Origin of the sequence: Pseudonocardia sp. HH130629-09 (assembly GCF_001294645.1) — a bacterium.
Classification (GTDB): Bacteria; Actinomycetota; Actinomycetes; order Mycobacteriales; family Pseudonocardiaceae; genus Pseudonocardia.
Map to the genome: position 1 here is coordinate 5,429,692 of NZ_CP011868.1, position 15,599 is coordinate 5,445,290.

General features: G+C 69.3%; 18 protein-coding genes and 6 pseudogenes. 15 read left to right on the forward strand and 9 right to left on the reverse strand.

Annotated elements, in window-relative coordinates:
• Nucleotides 1-98 precede the first annotated feature (98 nt).
• The 5 genes from XF36_RS25285 to XF36_RS25305 all read left to right on the forward strand — a co-directional run bounded on the left by XF36_RS25285 (nucleotide 99) and on the right by XF36_RS25305 (nucleotide 3,967).
• Nucleotides 99-905, forward strand: a complete 807-nt coding sequence (locus XF36_RS25285) for an NUDIX hydrolase (RefSeq protein WP_060713894.1) — start codon at nucleotides 99-101, stop codon at nucleotides 903-905.
• Nucleotides 902-1,690, forward strand: coding sequence for an MBL fold metallo-hydrolase (locus XF36_RS25290; RefSeq protein ID WP_060713895.1), 789 nt, complete (start codon nucleotides 902-904; stop codon nucleotides 1,688-1,690). Before XF36_RS25285 ends, XF36_RS25290 begins: the two co-directional genes overlap by 4 nt.
• Before the next feature lie 106 nt (nucleotides 1,691-1,796).
• Nucleotides 1,797-2,549 (forward strand): amino acid ABC transporter substrate-binding protein, encoded by a 753-nt coding sequence (locus XF36_RS25295; RefSeq protein WP_060713896.1) that lies wholly within the window; start codon nucleotides 1,797-1,799, stop codon nucleotides 2,547-2,549.
• Entirely contained in the window at nucleotides 2,550-3,218 is a 669-nt protein-coding gene (locus XF36_RS25300) for an amino acid ABC transporter permease (protein WP_060713897.1), read from the forward strand.
• Nucleotides 3,215-3,967, forward strand: coding sequence for an amino acid ABC transporter ATP-binding protein (locus XF36_RS25305; protein WP_060713898.1), 753 nt, complete (start codon nucleotides 3,215-3,217; stop codon nucleotides 3,965-3,967). Before XF36_RS25300 ends, XF36_RS25305 begins: the two co-directional genes overlap by 4 nt.
• On the opposite strand, the pseudogene XF36_RS31910 reads toward XF36_RS25305, so the two are convergent.
• A pseudogene (locus tag XF36_RS31910) lies at nucleotides 3,964-4,071 on the reverse strand (IS481 family transposase); the annotation flags it as partial. The gene XF36_RS25305 and the pseudogene XF36_RS31910 overlap by 4 nt on opposite strands.
• Nucleotides 4,072-4,164: 93 nt before the next feature.
• Here XF36_RS31910 and XF36_RS25310 point away from each other — a divergent pair.
• Nucleotides 4,165-4,455 (forward strand): transposase, encoded by a 291-nt coding sequence (locus XF36_RS25310; RefSeq protein ID WP_060710840.1) that lies wholly within the window; start codon nucleotides 4,165-4,167, stop codon nucleotides 4,453-4,455.
• Entirely contained in the window at nucleotides 4,452-5,360 is a 909-nt protein-coding gene (locus XF36_RS25315; RefSeq protein WP_060712849.1) for an IS3 family transposase, read from the forward strand. The genes XF36_RS25310 and XF36_RS25315 overlap by 4 nt, the downstream gene beginning before the upstream one ends.
• A gap of 34 nt (nucleotides 5,361-5,394) precedes the next feature.
• Here the strand turns inward: XF36_RS25315 and XF36_RS35860 are convergent.
• The 3 genes and pseudogenes from XF36_RS35860 to XF36_RS31920 form a co-directional block, all read right to left on the reverse strand.
• Nucleotides 5,395-5,463: pseudogene (locus tag XF36_RS35860) on the reverse strand (hypothetical protein); the annotation flags it as partial.
• 26 nt (nucleotides 5,464-5,489) lie between these two features.
• Nucleotides 5,490-6,701, reverse strand: coding sequence for an IS256 family transposase (locus XF36_RS25320; RefSeq protein ID WP_060714974.1), 1,212 nt, complete (start codon nucleotides 6,699-6,701; stop codon nucleotides 5,490-5,492).
• Between the two features lie 111 nt (nucleotides 6,702-6,812).
• Entirely contained in the window at nucleotides 6,813-7,142 is a 330-nt protein-coding gene (locus XF36_RS31920; protein WP_145981506.1) for a hypothetical protein, read from the reverse strand.
• A gap of 151 nt (nucleotides 7,143-7,293) precedes the next feature.
• Between XF36_RS31920 and XF36_RS25325 the strand changes: the two are divergent.
• Nucleotides 7,294-7,521, forward strand: a pseudogene (locus XF36_RS25325) (transposase); the annotation flags it as partial.
• Between the two features lie 77 nt (nucleotides 7,522-7,598).
• Here the strand turns inward: XF36_RS25325 and istB are convergent.
• The gene (gene istB, locus XF36_RS25330) at nucleotides 7,599-8,450 is read right to left on the reverse strand and encodes an IS21-like element helper ATPase IstB (protein WP_060713594.1); all 852 of its coding nucleotides are present in this window, start codon (nucleotides 8,448-8,450) and stop codon (nucleotides 7,599-7,601) included.
• Entirely contained in the window at nucleotides 8,447-9,706 is a 1,260-nt protein-coding gene (gene istA, locus XF36_RS25335; RefSeq protein ID WP_145981219.1) for an IS21 family transposase, read from the reverse strand. Before istA ends, istB begins: the two co-directional genes overlap by 4 nt.
• A gap of 354 nt (nucleotides 9,707-10,060) precedes the next feature.
• Here istA and XF36_RS25340 point away from each other — a divergent pair, with 354 nt between their 5' ends.
• From XF36_RS25340 to XF36_RS25360, 6 genes and pseudogenes are all read left to right on the forward strand, one after another.
• Nucleotides 10,061-11,494: an IS1380 family transposase gene (locus tag XF36_RS25340; RefSeq protein WP_060710862.1), complete on the forward strand. Its 1,434-nt coding sequence runs from the start codon at nucleotides 10,061-10,063 to the stop codon at nucleotides 11,492-11,494.
• Between the two features lie 435 nt (nucleotides 11,495-11,929).
• Nucleotides 11,930-12,703, forward strand: coding sequence for an HARBI1 family protein (locus XF36_RS25345; protein ID WP_060714430.1), 774 nt, complete (start codon nucleotides 11,930-11,932; stop codon nucleotides 12,701-12,703).
• Nucleotides 12,704-12,764: 61 nt separating this feature from the next.
• Nucleotides 12,765-12,866, forward strand: a pseudogene (locus tag XF36_RS31925) (transposase); the annotation flags it as partial.
• A gap of 1 nt (nucleotide 12,867) precedes the next feature.
• Complete coding sequence (locus tag XF36_RS25350; protein ID WP_060713900.1) at nucleotides 12,868-13,092, forward strand: carbamoyltransferase C-terminal domain-containing protein; 225 nt, start codon at nucleotides 12,868-12,870, stop codon at nucleotides 13,090-13,092.
• Between the two features lie 19 nt (nucleotides 13,093-13,111).
• Nucleotides 13,112-13,591, forward strand: a complete 480-nt coding sequence (locus XF36_RS25355) for an AAA family ATPase (RefSeq protein ID WP_060713901.1) — start codon at nucleotides 13,112-13,114, stop codon at nucleotides 13,589-13,591.
• A 68-nt stretch (nucleotides 13,592-13,659) separates the two neighbouring features.
• Complete coding sequence (locus tag XF36_RS25360) at nucleotides 13,660-14,346, forward strand: aspartyl/asparaginyl beta-hydroxylase domain-containing protein (RefSeq protein ID WP_238589369.1); 687 nt, start codon at nucleotides 13,660-13,662, stop codon at nucleotides 14,344-14,346.
• 71 nt (nucleotides 14,347-14,417) lie between these two features.
• On the opposite strand, the gene XF36_RS25365 is transcribed toward XF36_RS25360, so the two are convergent.
• The 3 genes and pseudogenes from XF36_RS25365 to XF36_RS34565 form a co-directional block, all read right to left on the reverse strand.
• Nucleotides 14,418-14,828 (reverse strand): type II toxin-antitoxin system VapC family toxin, encoded by a 411-nt coding sequence (locus XF36_RS25365; RefSeq protein WP_060713903.1) that lies wholly within the window; start codon nucleotides 14,826-14,828, stop codon nucleotides 14,418-14,420.
• Nucleotides 14,825-14,995, reverse strand: a complete 171-nt coding sequence (locus XF36_RS34560; RefSeq protein ID WP_238589382.1) for a hypothetical protein — start codon at nucleotides 14,993-14,995, stop codon at nucleotides 14,825-14,827. Before XF36_RS34560 ends, XF36_RS25365 begins: the two co-directional genes overlap by 4 nt.
• 15 nt (nucleotides 14,996-15,010) lie before the next feature.
• Nucleotides 15,011-15,109 (reverse strand): annotated as a pseudogene (locus tag XF36_RS34565) (hypothetical protein); the annotation flags it as partial.
• Nucleotides 15,110-15,241: 132 nt separating this feature from the next.
• On the opposite strand from XF36_RS34565, the pseudogene XF36_RS25375 reads away from it, so the two are divergent.
• Nucleotides 15,242-15,583 (forward strand): annotated as a pseudogene (locus tag XF36_RS25375) (integrase core domain-containing protein); the annotation flags it as partial.
• Nucleotides 15,584-15,599 lie beyond the last annotated feature (16 nt).

Genomic DNA, 15,599 nt, shown 5'->3' on the forward strand with positions numbered 1-15,599 from the left:
GGCGATCAGCCCGACCTGCTCAGGGCTGGTGCAGCCCGATTCCCGTGCGGGCATTCTCACCGCCGACCGGCACCCTGCATGACCTAGGGTCGGCGGCCATGAGCGATGATCCGGCGACGCAGCCGGTCGAGCCGAGGGCCGCCGCGACCGTCCTGTTGGTCCGCGACGAGCCTGCCGGCGGTGACCTGCAGGTCTTCCTGCAGCGACGAGTCGCCGGGATGGCGTTCGCCGGCGGCATGACCGTGTTCCCCGGCGGCGGGGTCTCCGCCGGGGACGAGCCGGACCCCGCCCGCTGGCGCGGCCCGGAACCGGTCCTCTTCGGCGCCCGGCTCGCCCAGCCGGCGGGCCTGGCCGCCGCGCTGGTGACCGCGGCCGTCCGCGAGACGTTCGAGGAGTGCGGCGTGCTGCTGGCCGCCCCCACCGGCTCCGAACCCGGCCCGCTGGAGGCCGCCGCGGCCTGGCGGGACGACCTGGTCGCCCACCGCACCACGCTGCCGGAGCTGCTGGCGGCCCACGACCTGGAGCTGCGCGCGGACCTGCTGGTCCCGTGGGCCCGCTGGATCACCCCACCACGCAACCCGAAGCGCTACGACACCGCGTTCCTCGTCGCACGGGTGCCGGACGGCCAGGTCGCCGACGACGCCACCACCGAGGCCGTCGAGGCGCGCTGGTGGACCCCGGCCGAGGCGCTGGCCGGCTACGACGACCACGATCTCAAGCTGATGCCGCCCACCCTGCGGACCCTGCAGGAGCTGGACCGCCACACCACCGCCGCCGACGTCCTCGCCGCGGCGGCCGAACGCGACATCGAGCCGATCACGCCCGAGGTGCGGCGCGAGGGCAGGGTCGTCACGATCACCCTGCCCGGCGATCCCGACTGGATCTACGAGGAGGCCGTCCGGTGAGCCACCCGCTCTACGGAACCCTGCGCACCGCGCACCCGCTGGCGTCGGTGCTGCTGCAGGACAACCCCGGCCCGATGACGCTGGAGGGCACCAACACCTGGGTGCTGGCGGCCCCGGACGCGCACGACCGGATCGTCGTCGACCCGGGTGAGGACGACGGCAAGCACCTGGAGGCGCTGGCCGACGGCCCACCGGTCGCCGCGGTCGTCCTGACCCACCGCCACCACGACCACGCCGGCGGGATCGGCCGATTCGTCGAGCTGACCGGCGCACCCGTGTACGCCGCGGATCCCTCGCTGACCTCGGGGACCACCCCGCTGCTCGACGGCGCCGTCGTCACCGGTGGCGGGGTCGAGCTGGAGGTGCTGAGCACCCCCGGTCACACCTCGGACTCGGTGTCGCTGCTGCTGCGCGGCCCCGGCGCCGACGGCGTCGCGCTGCTCTCCGGCGACACCGTGCTCGGCCGCGGCACCACCGTCATCGCCCATCCCGACGGCACCCTCGGCCCCTATCTGGACTCGCTGCGCCGGATCGCGGGGATGCCCGCGGGCACCCCGGTCCTCCCCGGGCACGGGCCGGAGCTCCCGGACGCCGCCGAGACGGCGCGCCACTACCTCGCTCATCGCGAGCAGCGGCTGGAACAGGTCCGGGCGGCGCTGGAGCGGCTCGGGCCGGACGTGTCTGCCCGCGACGTCGTCGAGGTCGTCTACGCCGACGTCGACTCCTCGCTGTGGGACGCCGCCGAACTGTCGGTCCGGGCACAGCTGGATCACCTGCGTGGATGAACGGGGCTCCACGGAGCGTTGGACCGGCGAGGCCCGATCGGCCTAAGGTCCCCGCATCCGCGGGGGCGTCGCGATCCGTCGCCCCGTTCCGCCCGAAGGAGACCCCGTGCGTCGCACGATCCTGGCCCTGGCCGCCGCGCTGCTGGCCCTCACCACCCTCGTCGGCTGCAGCAGCGCCGGGTCCGACACGCTGCGCGTCGGCACCGAGGGGACCTACAGCCCGTTCAGCTTCCAGGGCCCCGACGGGCAGCTGACCGGCTACGACGTCGAGGTCGCCCGTGCGGTCGGCGCCAAGCTGGGCAAGGAGGTCGAGTTCGTCCAGACCCCCTGGGACTCGATCTTCGCCGCGCTCGAGTCGCAGCGCATCGACCTCGTCGCCAACCAGGTCACGATCAACGACGAGCGGAAGGCGAGGTACGACCTCTCGACGCCCTACACCGTGTCCGAGGGCGTGATCGTCACCCGCGCCGACGACACCGCGATCCGGAGCCTGGCCGACCTGCGGGGCCGCACCACCGCCCAGTCGGCGACCAGCAACTGGGCCGAGGTCGCCCGCGGCGCCGGGGCGAACGTCGAGGCCGTCGAGGGCTTCGTGCAGGCCGTCCAGCTGCTCAAGGACGGACGCATCGACGCGACGGTCAACGACACCCTGGCCGTCGGCGAGTACGAGAAGTCGACCGGGGACAGGGGCGTCAAGGTCGCCGCCACCACCGGGGACACCAGTGAGCAGGCCTTCGCCGCCCGCAAGGACAGCGGCCTGATGCCCGACGTGGACCGGGCACTGGCCGAGCTGGGGGCCGACGGCACCCTGGCGCAGCTGTCCGAGAAGTACTTCGGCAGCGACGTCAGCGGGGAGTAGATGGATCCCGCCACCTGGGAGCTGATCGGCCGCAACCTGTGGCCGATGCTGAAGGCGACGGTCACGATGACCATCCCGCTGACGGCGATCAGCTTCGTGATCGGGCTGGCGCTGGCCCTGCTGCTGGCGCTGGCCCGCATCTCCTCGATCACGCCACTGACCTGGCTGGCCCGCGTCTACATCTCGGTCATCCGCGGCACTCCGCTGCTGGTCCAGCTGTTCATCGTGTTCTACGCGTTGCCGCAGCTCGGGCTGGTGATCGACCCGTTCCCGTCGGCGGTGATCGCGTTCAGCCTCAACGTCGGCGGCTACGCGGCCGAGATCATCCGGGCGGCGATCCTGTCCATCCCGAAGGGGCAGTGGGAGGCCGCGCAGACCATCGGCATGGGGTACGCGACGACGCTGCGCCGGGTGATCCTCCCGCAGGCCGCGCGGACCGCCGTCCCGCCGCTGTCGAACACGCTGATCTCGCTGGTCAAGGACACGTCACTGGCCTCGACAATCCTGGTGACCGAGCTGCTGCGGGTCGCCCAGCTGGCCGCGGCGCCGACGTTCGACTTCTTCGCCCTCTACGGCGTGGCCGCGGTGTACTACTGGATCGTCTGCCTGATCCTCTCGTCCGTGCAGGTGCGGGTGGAGGCGCGGCTGGAGAGGTACGTGGCGCGATGAGCGACCTGCTGACCGTCCGGGGCCTGCGCAAGTCCTTCGGGACGCTGGAGGTCCTGCGTGACATCGGGTTCGACGTCCCCGCCGGGACCGTGACCGCCGTGATCGGGCCGTCCGGCTCGGGCAAGACGACGGTGCTGCGCACCCTGAACGCGCTGGACCGGGCCGACGCCGGGGTGATCACCATCGGCGATCTCGCGGTCGACTTCGGCGCCCCCGTCGACCGGGCCACGCTGGCCCGGTTCCGGTCCCGGACCGCGATGGTGTTCCAGTCGCACAACCTTTTCCCGCACCGCACCGTCCTGGAGAACGTCATCGAGGGCCCGGTGATCGTGCAGAAGCGGCCCCGGGCCGAGGCGACCGCGGACGCCCGGCGGCTGCTGGACCAGGTGGGGCTGGCCGAGAAGGCCGACCAGTACCCCTACCAGCTCTCCGGCGGCCAGCAGCAGCGCGTCGGTATCGCCCGTGCGCTGGCTCTCGACCCGCAGCTGATGCTGTTCGACGAGCCCACCTCGGCGCTGGACCCCGAGCTCCTCGGCGACGTCCTGCGGGTGATCAAGGCTCTCGCGACGGCGGGCCGGACGATGGTCATCGTCACCCACGAGATCCGCTTCGCCCAGCAGGTCGCCGACCAGGTCCTCTTCGTCGACGGCGGGGTGGTGGCGGAGTCCGGTCCGCCGTCGCAGGTGCTGGTCGAGCCGGCGCAGCCCCGCACCCGGCAGTTCCTGAAGCGGATCCTGGACCCGCTCTAGATGTGATGTCCAGGCAGGTTGGTCAGGCGACTGATCGGCGGTAGGCCGTTGGTTGCGCTGTGGGGCCGGTGGTGATTGTAGAAGTGCAGCCAGCCGGGGAGCGCGTCTCGCCGAGCCGTTTCGCAGGGGTGGAAGCGGGCGTATGCCCACCTGCGGTTCCCCCATGATCGGGGAGGCATCAGCTATAAGGGGTAGCGATGCCAGAGGTACGGAAGCGCTACGACCGGGAGTTCCGTGACGGAGCGGTCCGGGTCGTGGAGGAGACGGGCAAGCCGATCGCCCAGGTCGCCCGTGACCTGGGGGTCAACGAGGGCACGCTGGGCAACTGGGTGGCCCGTGCACGAGAGGCCCGCGAGGACACCGAGGGCCTGTCTCGCGGCGGCGTCGAGGAGCTCAAGCGGCTGCGCGCGGAGAACGCCGAGCTGCGGATGGAGCGTGATGTCCTCAAGCGATCCGTGGTCCTGTGGGTCAAGGAGGCGACGAAGTGAGCGTGGCCCGTTTCATCGCCGACCAGAGGACCTTCCACCGGGTGCCGCACACGCTGGCCTGCGCCCTGTTGGGGGTGTCGATCTCCTGGCTGTACAAGTGGCTCGACCGCGCCGCGCGTTCCGACGGTGGTGCCACCGCGACCGAGAAGCGCCGCTGCGCGTTGGACGCCGCCGTGGCCGTGGCGTTCGACGACGCCCAGCGGCTACACGGCTCACCCCGTCTGCACGCCGACCTGTGTGAGGCCGGATGGTGGGTGTCGGAGAAGACCGTGGCGGACTCGATGCGCCGCCAGGGCCTGGTCGCCCGCCGGATCAAGCGGCACAACGGGCTGACCCGCCAGGACCGCACGGCGCCGAAGTTCCCGGACCTGCTTCGTCGGGGTTTCACTGCGGCCGAGCCGAACCGCAGATGGGTCGGGGACATGACCGAGATCCCCACCGCGGCCGGGAAGTTGTATCTGGCCACGGTGATCGACCTGTACTCGCGGCGGCTGCTCGGCGCGGCCACGGGGCTGCACCCGAACGCCGAGCTGGCGTGTGCGGCGATCCGGATGGCGGTGGCGGCCCGCGGCGGGGCGGACCGAATCGCCGGGGTGATCTTCCACACCGACCGCGGGTCGACCTACACCGCGGGCGCGTTCACCGCTCTGTGTCGGCGGCTCGACATCCGTCAGTCGATGGGCCGGGTCGGGTCGTGTTTCGACAATGCCGCGGCGGAGGCGTTCTTCTCCAGCCTGGAGTGGGAAGTGCTGTCCCGCAACGACTTCGACACCATCAGTAGGGCGCGGGCGGCGGTCATCGACTGGTGTTACGGCTTCTACAACCACCGGCGGCGACACAGTGCCGCCGCCGGGCTCTCACCGATCAACTACGAGAACGCCGCCCTCACCCGAGACGCGGCATAAGAACCCTCCACGATCTCGGGGGAACCGCACACCCGTCGGCGAGGGTGCGGTGGAAACGTTCGATCTTGCCGTTGGTCTGAGGCCGGTAGGGCCGGGCCTGTCTCGTGATCGGTGTTTCGGCGTCGTTGCTCAGTAGGTCTCGGCTCCCGGCCAGCGGTCACCGAACGTGATGGCGAACGCGTTGATCACGGGCTTCCAACGCATCGTCCACCTCGTGCGGCCCGTCCCGGTCGGGTCCAGGCTGCGAGTCACAAGATACAAGCATTTCATCGTAGCCTGCTCAGTGGGGAAATGACCACGCGCCCGCACCGCGCGCCGGTAGCGGGCGTTAAGCGATTCGATCGCATTCGTAGAGCAGATCACCCTTCGAATCTCGACGTCGTAGTCCAAGAACGGCACGAACTCTTCCCACGCGTTGCGCCATAGCCGGATCATCGCCGCGTACTTACGGCCCCATTTCTCGTCGAGCTCATCCATAGCGATAAGTGCTGCATTCGGGTTGGGCGCGGCATAGATTGGTTTGATGTCGCGCTTCACCGCGTCCCAGTCCTGTCGACCCACCAGCCGGAAAGTGTTTCGGATCAGGTGCACGACGCAGGTTTGGACAATGGTTTGCGGCCACACGTTGGCCACGACCTCCGGGAGTCCTTTGAGGCCGTCGCAGACCAGGAACAGCACGTCACGCACGCCGCGGTTCTTCAGGTCGACCAGCACGCTCATCCAGAACTTCGCGCCCTCACTGCCGACGCCCATCCACAGCCCCAGCACGTCCTTGCAGCCGTCCACGGTGACGCCGATGGCTGCGTAGACCGGCCGGTTGGCGACCTGCCCGTCCCGGACCTTGACGTGGACAGCGTCGATGAACACCGCGGCGTACACCGAATCCAACGGCCGACCAACCCAGTCATTCATCTCGGCGACGACCTTGTCGGTGATCCGCGAGACCGTCTCCTTCGATACTGACGCCCCATAGATGTCAGCGAAATGTGCGGAAACCTCCCCGGTCGTCATCCCTTTCGCATACAGCGACAGTACGACCTCGTCGACATCTGTGAGGCGCCGCTGACGCTTCTTCACGATCTGCGGCTCGAAAGTGCTGGCCCTGTCTCTCGGAACGTCGATCTCCACGTCACCCGCGGCATCCGAGAGAACCGTCTTCGAGCGGGACCCGTTCCGCACGTTGGTGGATTCCCGGCCGGAGTCGGCCCGGTTCTTGTCGTGCCCGAGGTGCTCGGTCATCTCCTCGTTCAGCGCCGTTTCCAGAACATTCTTGGTAAAGAGCTTCAACAGGCCGTCCGGGCCGGTCAACGCCAGCCCGCGCGCCTTCGCCTCGGCCACCATCGCCGCCGCAGCGGCCCGCTCCGCCGACGCCTGCCGAGCAGGCTTCGGGTCACCCTCGCTTGGATCCACAAGGTCCGATGTCATCACTGTCCGTGCCCATCTCGCCGGACCTCAGCCCGGCGTGTCGGACCGAAAACACCGATCTTGAAACAGTCCCGACAGATCCAGAGTCGCGCCCCACGCTGCAGGAAGTGCGTCGAGGGTTGAGGCGAGGTAGTAGCCGGTGCCTCCGGCGAGGTCGGCAACGAGCCCGGTCTGTCGTGGGGCGTGCTCGGCGGCGAATGCTGTGATCGTCGAGCGTAGTGCGTCGTAGTGGCCCTGGCCCAGGAACGATTCTCGGGCCGTCACCATCTCCGCGGTGTCTCCACGGTGGCGGCGTCGGCCGGACAGCAGGGTGAGGTGGCCCTGGCGGGCGATGTCGAAGGAATGAGCCTTTTTCAACCTGCCGTTCCGGCAGCTCAGGGGCCTGGTTGTGTGGGTGCAGACGCCGAGCTGGCGAGCCGGTGACCTGTGCAGCTGTGGTCAGAGCAGTTGCGCTGCAACCTTCGCGATCTCCTGACGCAGAAGCTCGCTGGTCAGGTTGAAAAAGGCTCACTGGCTCGCGGTGCTGACCGAGATCAAGAACCGGGGCACCACCGATGTGTGTATCGCAGTCTGCGACGGGTTGACCGGGCTCGGCGAGGTGATCACCACCGTCTGGCCACAGACCATTGTGCAGACCTGTGTGCTGCACCTGATCCGCAACAGCTTCCGCTACGCCAGCCGCAAGTACTGGGACCAGATAGCCAAGGACCTGCGCCCGATCTACACCGCCCCGACCGAGACCTGTCAACGGCGGGTTGGGAGTGACCCCGTAGCGACGGATTGGAACTGACCCCCGGCGTGGTGTGGTGATGGTCAGTCGTTGCTGGCGCGGTTGTGTTTGGCCAGGAGCTCGCGTCGGGCGCGGGTGCGGTAGGAGTCCCCGGACAGGGTCAGGACTTCGGCGTGGTGGACGAGGCGGTCGATCATGGCTGCGGCGACGACGTCGTCGGAGAAGGTCTCGCCCCAGCGGCCGAAGGGCAGATTGCTGGTGACCATGACGCTGCCTTGTTCATAGCGGGAAGCGATGAGCTGGAAGAACAGGTTCGCTGCGTCCTGGTCGAACGGGATGTAGCCGACCTCGTCGATGATGATCAGTTTGTAGCGGCGGATCTTCTTCAGCTCGGCCTCGAGCCGGCCGCTCTGGTGCGCGGCGGCGAGTCTGGTGATCCAGTTGCTGGCGGTGTCGAACAGGACCGAGTAGCCGGCGTGGGCGGCTTTGACGCCGAGCCCGATCGCGAGGTGGGTCTTCCCGATCCCGGGCGGGCCGAGCAGGATCACGTTCTCGCACTTGGCGACGAACGTGCTCGTGGCCAGGTGGGCCAGGATGTCGCGGCGCAGCGAGGGCAGATGGTCGAGGTTGAAGTCCTCCAAGGTCTTGACCTGGGGGAAGTGCGCGGTGCGGATCCGCATGACCGTGCCCTTGGACTCGCGGTCGGCGACCTGGCGCTGCAGCAGCGCGCCCAGATACTCCTCGTGCGACCAGTTCTCCTCACGGGCCTGGGCGGCAAGCTGTTCCCAGCTGGCCGCGATGGTCGGGGTCTTCAGGACCCGGGTCAGGTAGGCGATCATCGCCGGCAGTCCGTCGGGGACCGCGGCCAGCACCGGACCGGCCGGCCCCGAGCTCCCAGCGGGGTCGGTGGTGATCTTCGGTGGTGTGGTTGTCATGAGCTGCTCGCTTCCTCGGCAGTGGAGACGAAGTCGACACCGAACAGGGCGTCGTAGTCGGGCAGTGCGCGCAGGGTCACCGGGTGGCCGTCGAGGTGACGGCGTGCTGCGGCCTGTCGGGTGTTGCGGTCGTGGGCCAGGGCGCGGCGCATCGCCGCGGCGGTGTGCTGGTGCGCCGGGTCGGTGATCACCGCGTGGCGGGCCCAGCTGCGGTCGTGACGGGCGACGACCTGGCCGGCGCAGTAGACGACGACCTCGCGCGGTGAGGCGGCGACATCGACGAACCGGCCGATCATCTGCGGATCCACGGAGTAGTCGTTGGCATCGACGCGGACGTAGTAGTCCCGTGCCAGCCGGATCCGCTGGGCCAGCCCGATCGGCGGGTCCAGCGGCGGCAGCGGAGTCATCGCCGCGTAGTCGTGGGCGAGCACGTCCACCGGGCGGCCGCCGATCGCTCGGACGGTGCGGGTGTTGGCCCGGGCCAGCCAGTCGTCGATCTGGTGGTTGAAGTCGGCTGGGGAGGCGAAGCGACGTCCGGGCAGGAACGAGGTCTCGAAGTAGCCGTTGTTGCGTTCGACCAGCCCCTTGAACTCCGGATCCCGCGGTGGGGCAAGCCGGATCCGGGTGGCCAGAGTGCCGGCGAACGCAGCGGCCGGTGCCGAGACCCGCCCGGTCCCGCCGATCGCAGACTCCCGGTCCCAGACCAGCGTGCGGGTCACCCGCCCGACGTCGCTGATCAGCTGCCACATCCCGGACAGGATGTCCCCGGCCTGGCGCGAGGGGATCATCGTCGCGGACAAGAACCGCGAGTAGCCCAGCGTCATCACCAGCACCGGTAGGACCCGTTCCTGGCCTGGGCCGACGGGGATCGTGGTCTCGGGGAACCACAGGTCGCACTGGGTGATCTCGCCCGGTGCGTAGGCGACCCGGTCGACCGGGTCGATCCCGACATACTCGGGGCGGATCTGGCGGATCCGGTCCTTGAGCACGGTCAGCGAGTGCTCCCACCCGATCCGCTCTGCGATCACCGTGGCCGGCATGCGTGGGAACTGCGCCAGCAATGCCCGCACCTGCGGCTCGACCGCATCCGCCAGCGATCCCCGCGGGCCCCGTTCCCGCTTCGGCGGGCCCGGCGCCCGCAACGCGGAGCGCACCGTGTTGCGGGCCACCCCCAGCCGGCGGGCGATCTCCTTGATCGGGACACCCTCGGCCCGATGCAGACGACGGATCTCGGCCCAGTCCTCCACCGACAACACCCCCTCAGCGTCGTGCAGAGGGGGTCAATCCCAAGCCGACGCTAGGGGGTCAGTCTGAGCCCGTCGTCGACAAGACCGCCGCCGCGGCGCGGTTCGCCGAGTTCCGCGAGCGGTGGGGCGGGCAGTGAGCCTTTTTCAACCTGACCAGCGAGCTTCTGCGTCAGGAGATCGCGAAGGTTGCAGCGCAACTGCTCTGACCCGAATCCGCGAGTAGCGCTGGTGTCCGGACTGGGGAGATGGCGATAGGTGCCCGCTGACCTGCGATGATCGTGTTTGCGACGACACGACATTGCGGGTTGAGAGGACACCTATCAGGTGCGAACAGTACGCAAGCGACGCCCGCGGTGTGCGCGGGTGCGTCTCGGCGCGCCGGACGCGGCGCTGACCAGGTTCTCCGGGCTGGCCGCGGTGACCGAACTGATCGACCGGCTCGGGATCATCGACAAGCTCGACGCCGCGGTCGGGCCCATCAAGGACCGCGACCGCGGGTGCAGCGCCGGGCAGATGCTGGTCGGCATGTCGGCGGCGCAGCTGTGCGGGGAGGACTTCCTGGTCGGGCTGGACCGGCACCGCGCCGACACCGCCGGGCAGGCACTCACGCCGGTGCCGGGGTTGGCGTCCACGACCGCCGCCGGGCTCGCGCGCAAGTTCATCGAGGGGCAGTGGGCGGCGGTGGAGACCGGGCTCGGTGACGTGCACACCACCGCGCTGGACCTGCTCGCCCAGGTCGACCCGGACCGGGCCGAGCAGCTGACGGCGGACGTGACGATCGATCTGGACACCACCGATGTCGAGGTTTACGGCCGGCTCAAGCAGGGCGTGGCGTTCAACCACCAAGGCCAGCGGGTCGCCCGCCCGCACGTCGCGACCTGGGCCGACACCGCGGTGGTGCTGGCCGCTGACCTCGGTTCGGGCCGGGATGACCCCCGCGCCACCAGCGCCGAGCTGTTCTACCGGGCGCTGGCCGCGCTCCCCGCGCAGGCGCGGGCGGGGCGAGTCCGCGTGCGTGCGGACGCGGGCTACTTCGCCGGGCAGCTCGCCCGCGCAGCCCTGTTCGTCGGCGTGGAGTTCGCCATCGGCGCCCGACGCATCGCGCCGCTGTGGCGCATCCTCGACGGCGTCGCGGCCGACGGGTGGACCGACGCGATCGACATGACCGGCGCGCAGGTCGCGGTGGCCGACTATTGCCCGAACTGGTGGCCCGCAGCGACCCAGCTGCTGATCCGTCGGGTCCGGCTCGACCTGGACCACGGCCAGGTCTCCGGTGACCCGCGAGCGCGGCGCCGACGCACCCTGCACCCCGCCCAGCGGGCGCTCCCGCTCGACGACCTCGCTACGGTGGCCAAGGTCGACGGGGTGTTCGCCTACTCGTTCATCGTGACCAACCTCGACGTCTCCACACCTGCCGCAGCCGCGCAGGCCGAGTACTGGTACCGCCACCGCACGAAGGTGGAGAACCTGTTCCGCGACACCAAGCACGGCGCCGCGCTGCGCCACCTCCCCTCCGGACACCTCGCGGTGAACCGAGCCTGGATGTGGGGCGCACTCCTGGCCGCCACCACCAGCGGGTGGCTGCACCACCTCACCGCCCGCACCCGCGACGGGCGCCTGGTCGGGCACGGCGTCCGCGGCGGCCAGGCCATGATCGCCACCCTGCGCCGGCGGCTGATCACCATCCCCGCCCGCCTCGTGCGCCACGCCCGCGGCCTCACCCTGCGCCTACCACCCGGCGAGCACCTACTCGCCGAGGTCCTCGCCCGCGTCCGCGCCCTGCCCGCTCCGTCCTGACCCGGCCGCACCGGCCCCGACCAGCACAGGAACCCGCCACCCGAGGCGACACTCGGGCCGCCCGCTTGCCCACCACCCAACTCCCGACCCAAGCAACATCAACTTTGGCCGACCAAGATCAGCTCATAGCCTACTCGCGGATTCGGGTCTGACCACAGCTGCACAGGTCACCGGCTCGCTAGCTCGGCGTCTGCACCCACACAACCAGGCCCCTGAGCTGCCGGAACGGCAGGTTGAAAAGGGCTCAGTGAGCCTTTCCCAGTAGTGGGGAGCGGCTGGCGGCGACACGCCGGGGGCGTGGAGGTGCTCAACGAGGGTGCGGGACCCCGGTAGAAGAGATCGGTCCGCTCAAAGATCGACTCACCACCGAGGTCCCGCGTGCCCGATCCTGTCACCTACACCGCCGTGCTCCCGATCGGGGAGCCCACCGCGTCCATGTTGTCGCGGCTGTTGGCCGAGGAACGCCTCCGGCGCGGGACCCGGCGCGGGCGTCGGGCGCTGGACTGTGACCGCCACGCGGTGCTGGTGCTGCGCTGGTTCCTCGACGCGACCCGGGTCGCCCAGCTCGCCGCCGACAACCAGCTGAGCCTGTCGAGTACCTACCGCTACCTGCACGAAGGTATCGACGTTCTGGCCGCCGCCGCGCCTGGACTGCCCGGCGCGCTGCTCGCGGCCCGCACCGCCGGGCACACCCACGTTCACCTCGACGGCACCGTGATCCACACTGACCGCTCCCGCACTCCCGGACCGACCCCGGGAGTGGATCTGTGGTGGTCGGGCAAGCACCACGTCCACGGCGGGAACGTTCAGGTCCTCACCGCGCCTGACGGGTGGCCGTTGTGGACCTCCCCGGTGCGCCCGGGCCGCGAGCACGACACCACCTGCGCCCGCGGCCACCCCGGCCTGCTCGACGCGATCGAGGACTGGACCGACGACACCCACGTCGTGCTCGCCGACCTCGGCTACGACGGTGAGAACACCCGCCTGACCTGCCCGTTCAAGACCCCCACCGGCGGCGGACTGTCGGTGGACAAACGCACCGTCAACACGCTGCACTCCGCCGTCAGGGCTGTGGCCGAACGCGGGAACTCCCTGCTCAAGACCACCTTCAAGGCGCTACGCCGGGTCAGCTTCTGCCCCTGGCGGATCGGCGCGATCACCGCCGCCGCGCTCGTCCTGCTCCACGTCGAGCACGACCGAACCACATGATCAACCAGCACCTACTGGGAAAGGCTCAGTATCCAGCGGTCTTGGACTCAAGGTCATCGCGCTCTGGAACAACGCCTGGTCAGAGTTCGTGCCCTTCCTCGACTACGACGTGGAGATCCGCAAGGTCATCTGCAGCACGAACGCGATCGAGTCCTTGAACGCGGGTGGTCCGCGACGACAATCCGCGGTTTCACCGCCTGCTGCGCGAGTTCGAAAGGCTCACCGGCGTCCCGATCCTGCTGAACACGTCGTTCAACCTGGCGGGCGAACCGATCGTGTTTACTCCGATCGACGCGGTGCGCACGCTGCACGCGTCCGGAATGGACATGCTGGTCGTGGAAGACTTCGTCGTCCGAAAGAAGACACCTCCGGAACAGCGCCGACCATGATCGTGATAGGGTTTCCGTCATGTTGCGAGTCCTGATCACAGGAATGTCTGGAACGGGGAAGACATCCGCTCTCGAGATGCTCGGGGAGCGAGGCCACCGGATCGTCGACACCGACACCGACGAATGGAGTAGGTGGACGACCGACCGAGACGGGTCAAGCGACTGGATCTGGCGTGAGGACGCGATGACCGAGTTGCTGACCGGGCACACGGAGGGCAAACTGTTTGTCTCCGGATGCAAAACGAACCAGGTGAACTTCTACCACCTGTTCGAACACATCGCCCTTCTGAGCGCGCCCGTCGAGATCATGCTGGAACGCATCACAAGCCGATCGAACAATCCGTACGGAAAGAGCGCCGAGGAGCGCGAGGCGATCATCGAGAACCATGCGTTCGTCGAGCCACTGTTGCGCCGGAGCGCCACTGTCGAGATCGACACGTCCACCGCCCTGGACGAGGTGGTGCGACGGCTGGACGACCTGGCCGCACCGCGCTCCTGATCCTCGCCAAGCGGCCACGAACCGAGGGGACCACGATGCCCGGAGCTGCGGAACGAGCTGCGGTGCCGATGCCGGCCGAGGCCGCGCGTTTGCTGGGTGGGTTCGCCGTCGACGGTGTCATGGACGGGCTTGTCATGGACCAGCTCGGCGTCGTGCCGCAAGGCTCACGGAACCCCCGTCTGGGAGCCGTGCTGGACGCGATTCCCGCGCCGGTGCACGACGTGCGGATCCTGACCGTGTCGCCGGGGAGCTCCGGGGTCGAGTGCCGGGAGACAGCGCGCGGCCCGCGTTCCGGGATCGCCCGGATGCACATGCCGATCGCGACCGATCCGGGCGCGGTGCTCGACCTCGATGGCATCCCACACTCGTGGCAGCCGGGCGAGCTCTGGTTCGGGGACTTCGGCCGCCTGCACCGGTTCCGCAACCGGGGCACGCGTCACCTGGTCCACCTGGTGATCGACGCGCTCGTCGTACCGGAGCTGACCGGCCTGTTCCCCCCGGAATGGCGGCCGTACTTCGACGGCGGGGACGTGCTGGTCAACCGGCGTGGCGCGCTCGGCGGCGTCGGCTGCAGTCGTCCTGGCGATCATGGCGCCGAGGCTCCACTCGGCCGCCTCGAATGCCAGCCCGTCATCGGCCGACCAGGCTCCGAGGTCGAGGGCAGCAAGGCTGACGGCCCCGGTCGGGCCCTTCCGGCGGGTCCGGTGTCGTTGTCATGGTCAGAGCTCTCCCATCGCTGTGCCGACGCCAGCTGATCGAGTCGACCGCCGCGACGGACGGGGTCGGGGGCAACTGGTCTGTCCGCTCCGCGCTGGGGAATCTGTGTCTACCGGATGGGTACGACGGTCACGCCCAGATCCAGTCCGGTCCACGCGATGTCAGCGGTGATCGCGGGGCCCGACAGGCGGGCGGCCAGGGCCAGGCAGCAGCGGTCACCCAGGGACAGTCCGGCCGTGCGGGTGGCCGGCCATAGCTTGGCCGCGATGATCGCGTCGGCCGCGTCGAGCGGCTCGATCCGGATCCCCAGGGTGCGCAGCCGAGTCACTGCACGGTCGGCGTCGACGCCGTGCTGGCCGAGCTTCTGATGAACCTCGGCGAGGTTGACCGCGGACAGCACTGCGGTGTCGAGATACTCGTCGACGACCTCGGCACCGGGCTCGGTGCGGAGCCAGGCCAGAACCGCGGAGGCGTCCAGGACAGCGGGGCCGGAGCGACCAGCAGCAACGCCCGCGCTCATCGCGCGTCCTCGGTGGCCGCCTCGGCGCGCCGCTCGGCGAGCAGCTCATCGGTCACCGACTCCGTCGGGTCGCCCTGCCAGGACTCGGCAATCTCCCGACGCATCCGCGAGACCAGTTGGGCGCGGGACTCCATCACCACCCGGCCGTCCTCGACTGACAGTAGCAACGTGGATCCGGCAGCCAGACCCAGATCCCGACGGACCTGTGCAGGGATCAGGACCCGGCCGTCCCGATTGACGACAACCTCAACCCGGTCCGACCCACCAGCCTGTCCTGTCATGGCCGCATGATAGCTGACTGAACTACGCCACACTGACAAGGCAAGCGACTATCAGTCAGAAATGGGGTTCCGACGGTTGTCCGAACGCTCAACGAAACGAAACGAAACAAATGCAATGCTTAGCGGGATCATGCGGTCGCCTGGTTCGCCTGCCGCGGTGTCACGGTCAAACGCGTGCTCAGCGACAACTGCGGCTGCTACAAGTCTCATCTCTGGCGCGACACGTGTGCCGAGCTGGGCATCACCCCGAAAAAGACACGGCCCTACCGGCCGCAGACGAACGGGAAGATCGAGCGCTTCCACAGGACCCTGGCCGAGGGCTGGGCCTTCAAGAAGTTCTACAACTCCGAGTCAGCCCGACTCGCGGCTCTGCCAGCATGGGTCCACGACTACAACCACCACAGGCCCCACTTGGCAATCGGAAAGGCCACACCCATCACCAGGTTGAACAACCTGGCTGGGCATCACACCTAGCCCGGACTCTTCACGG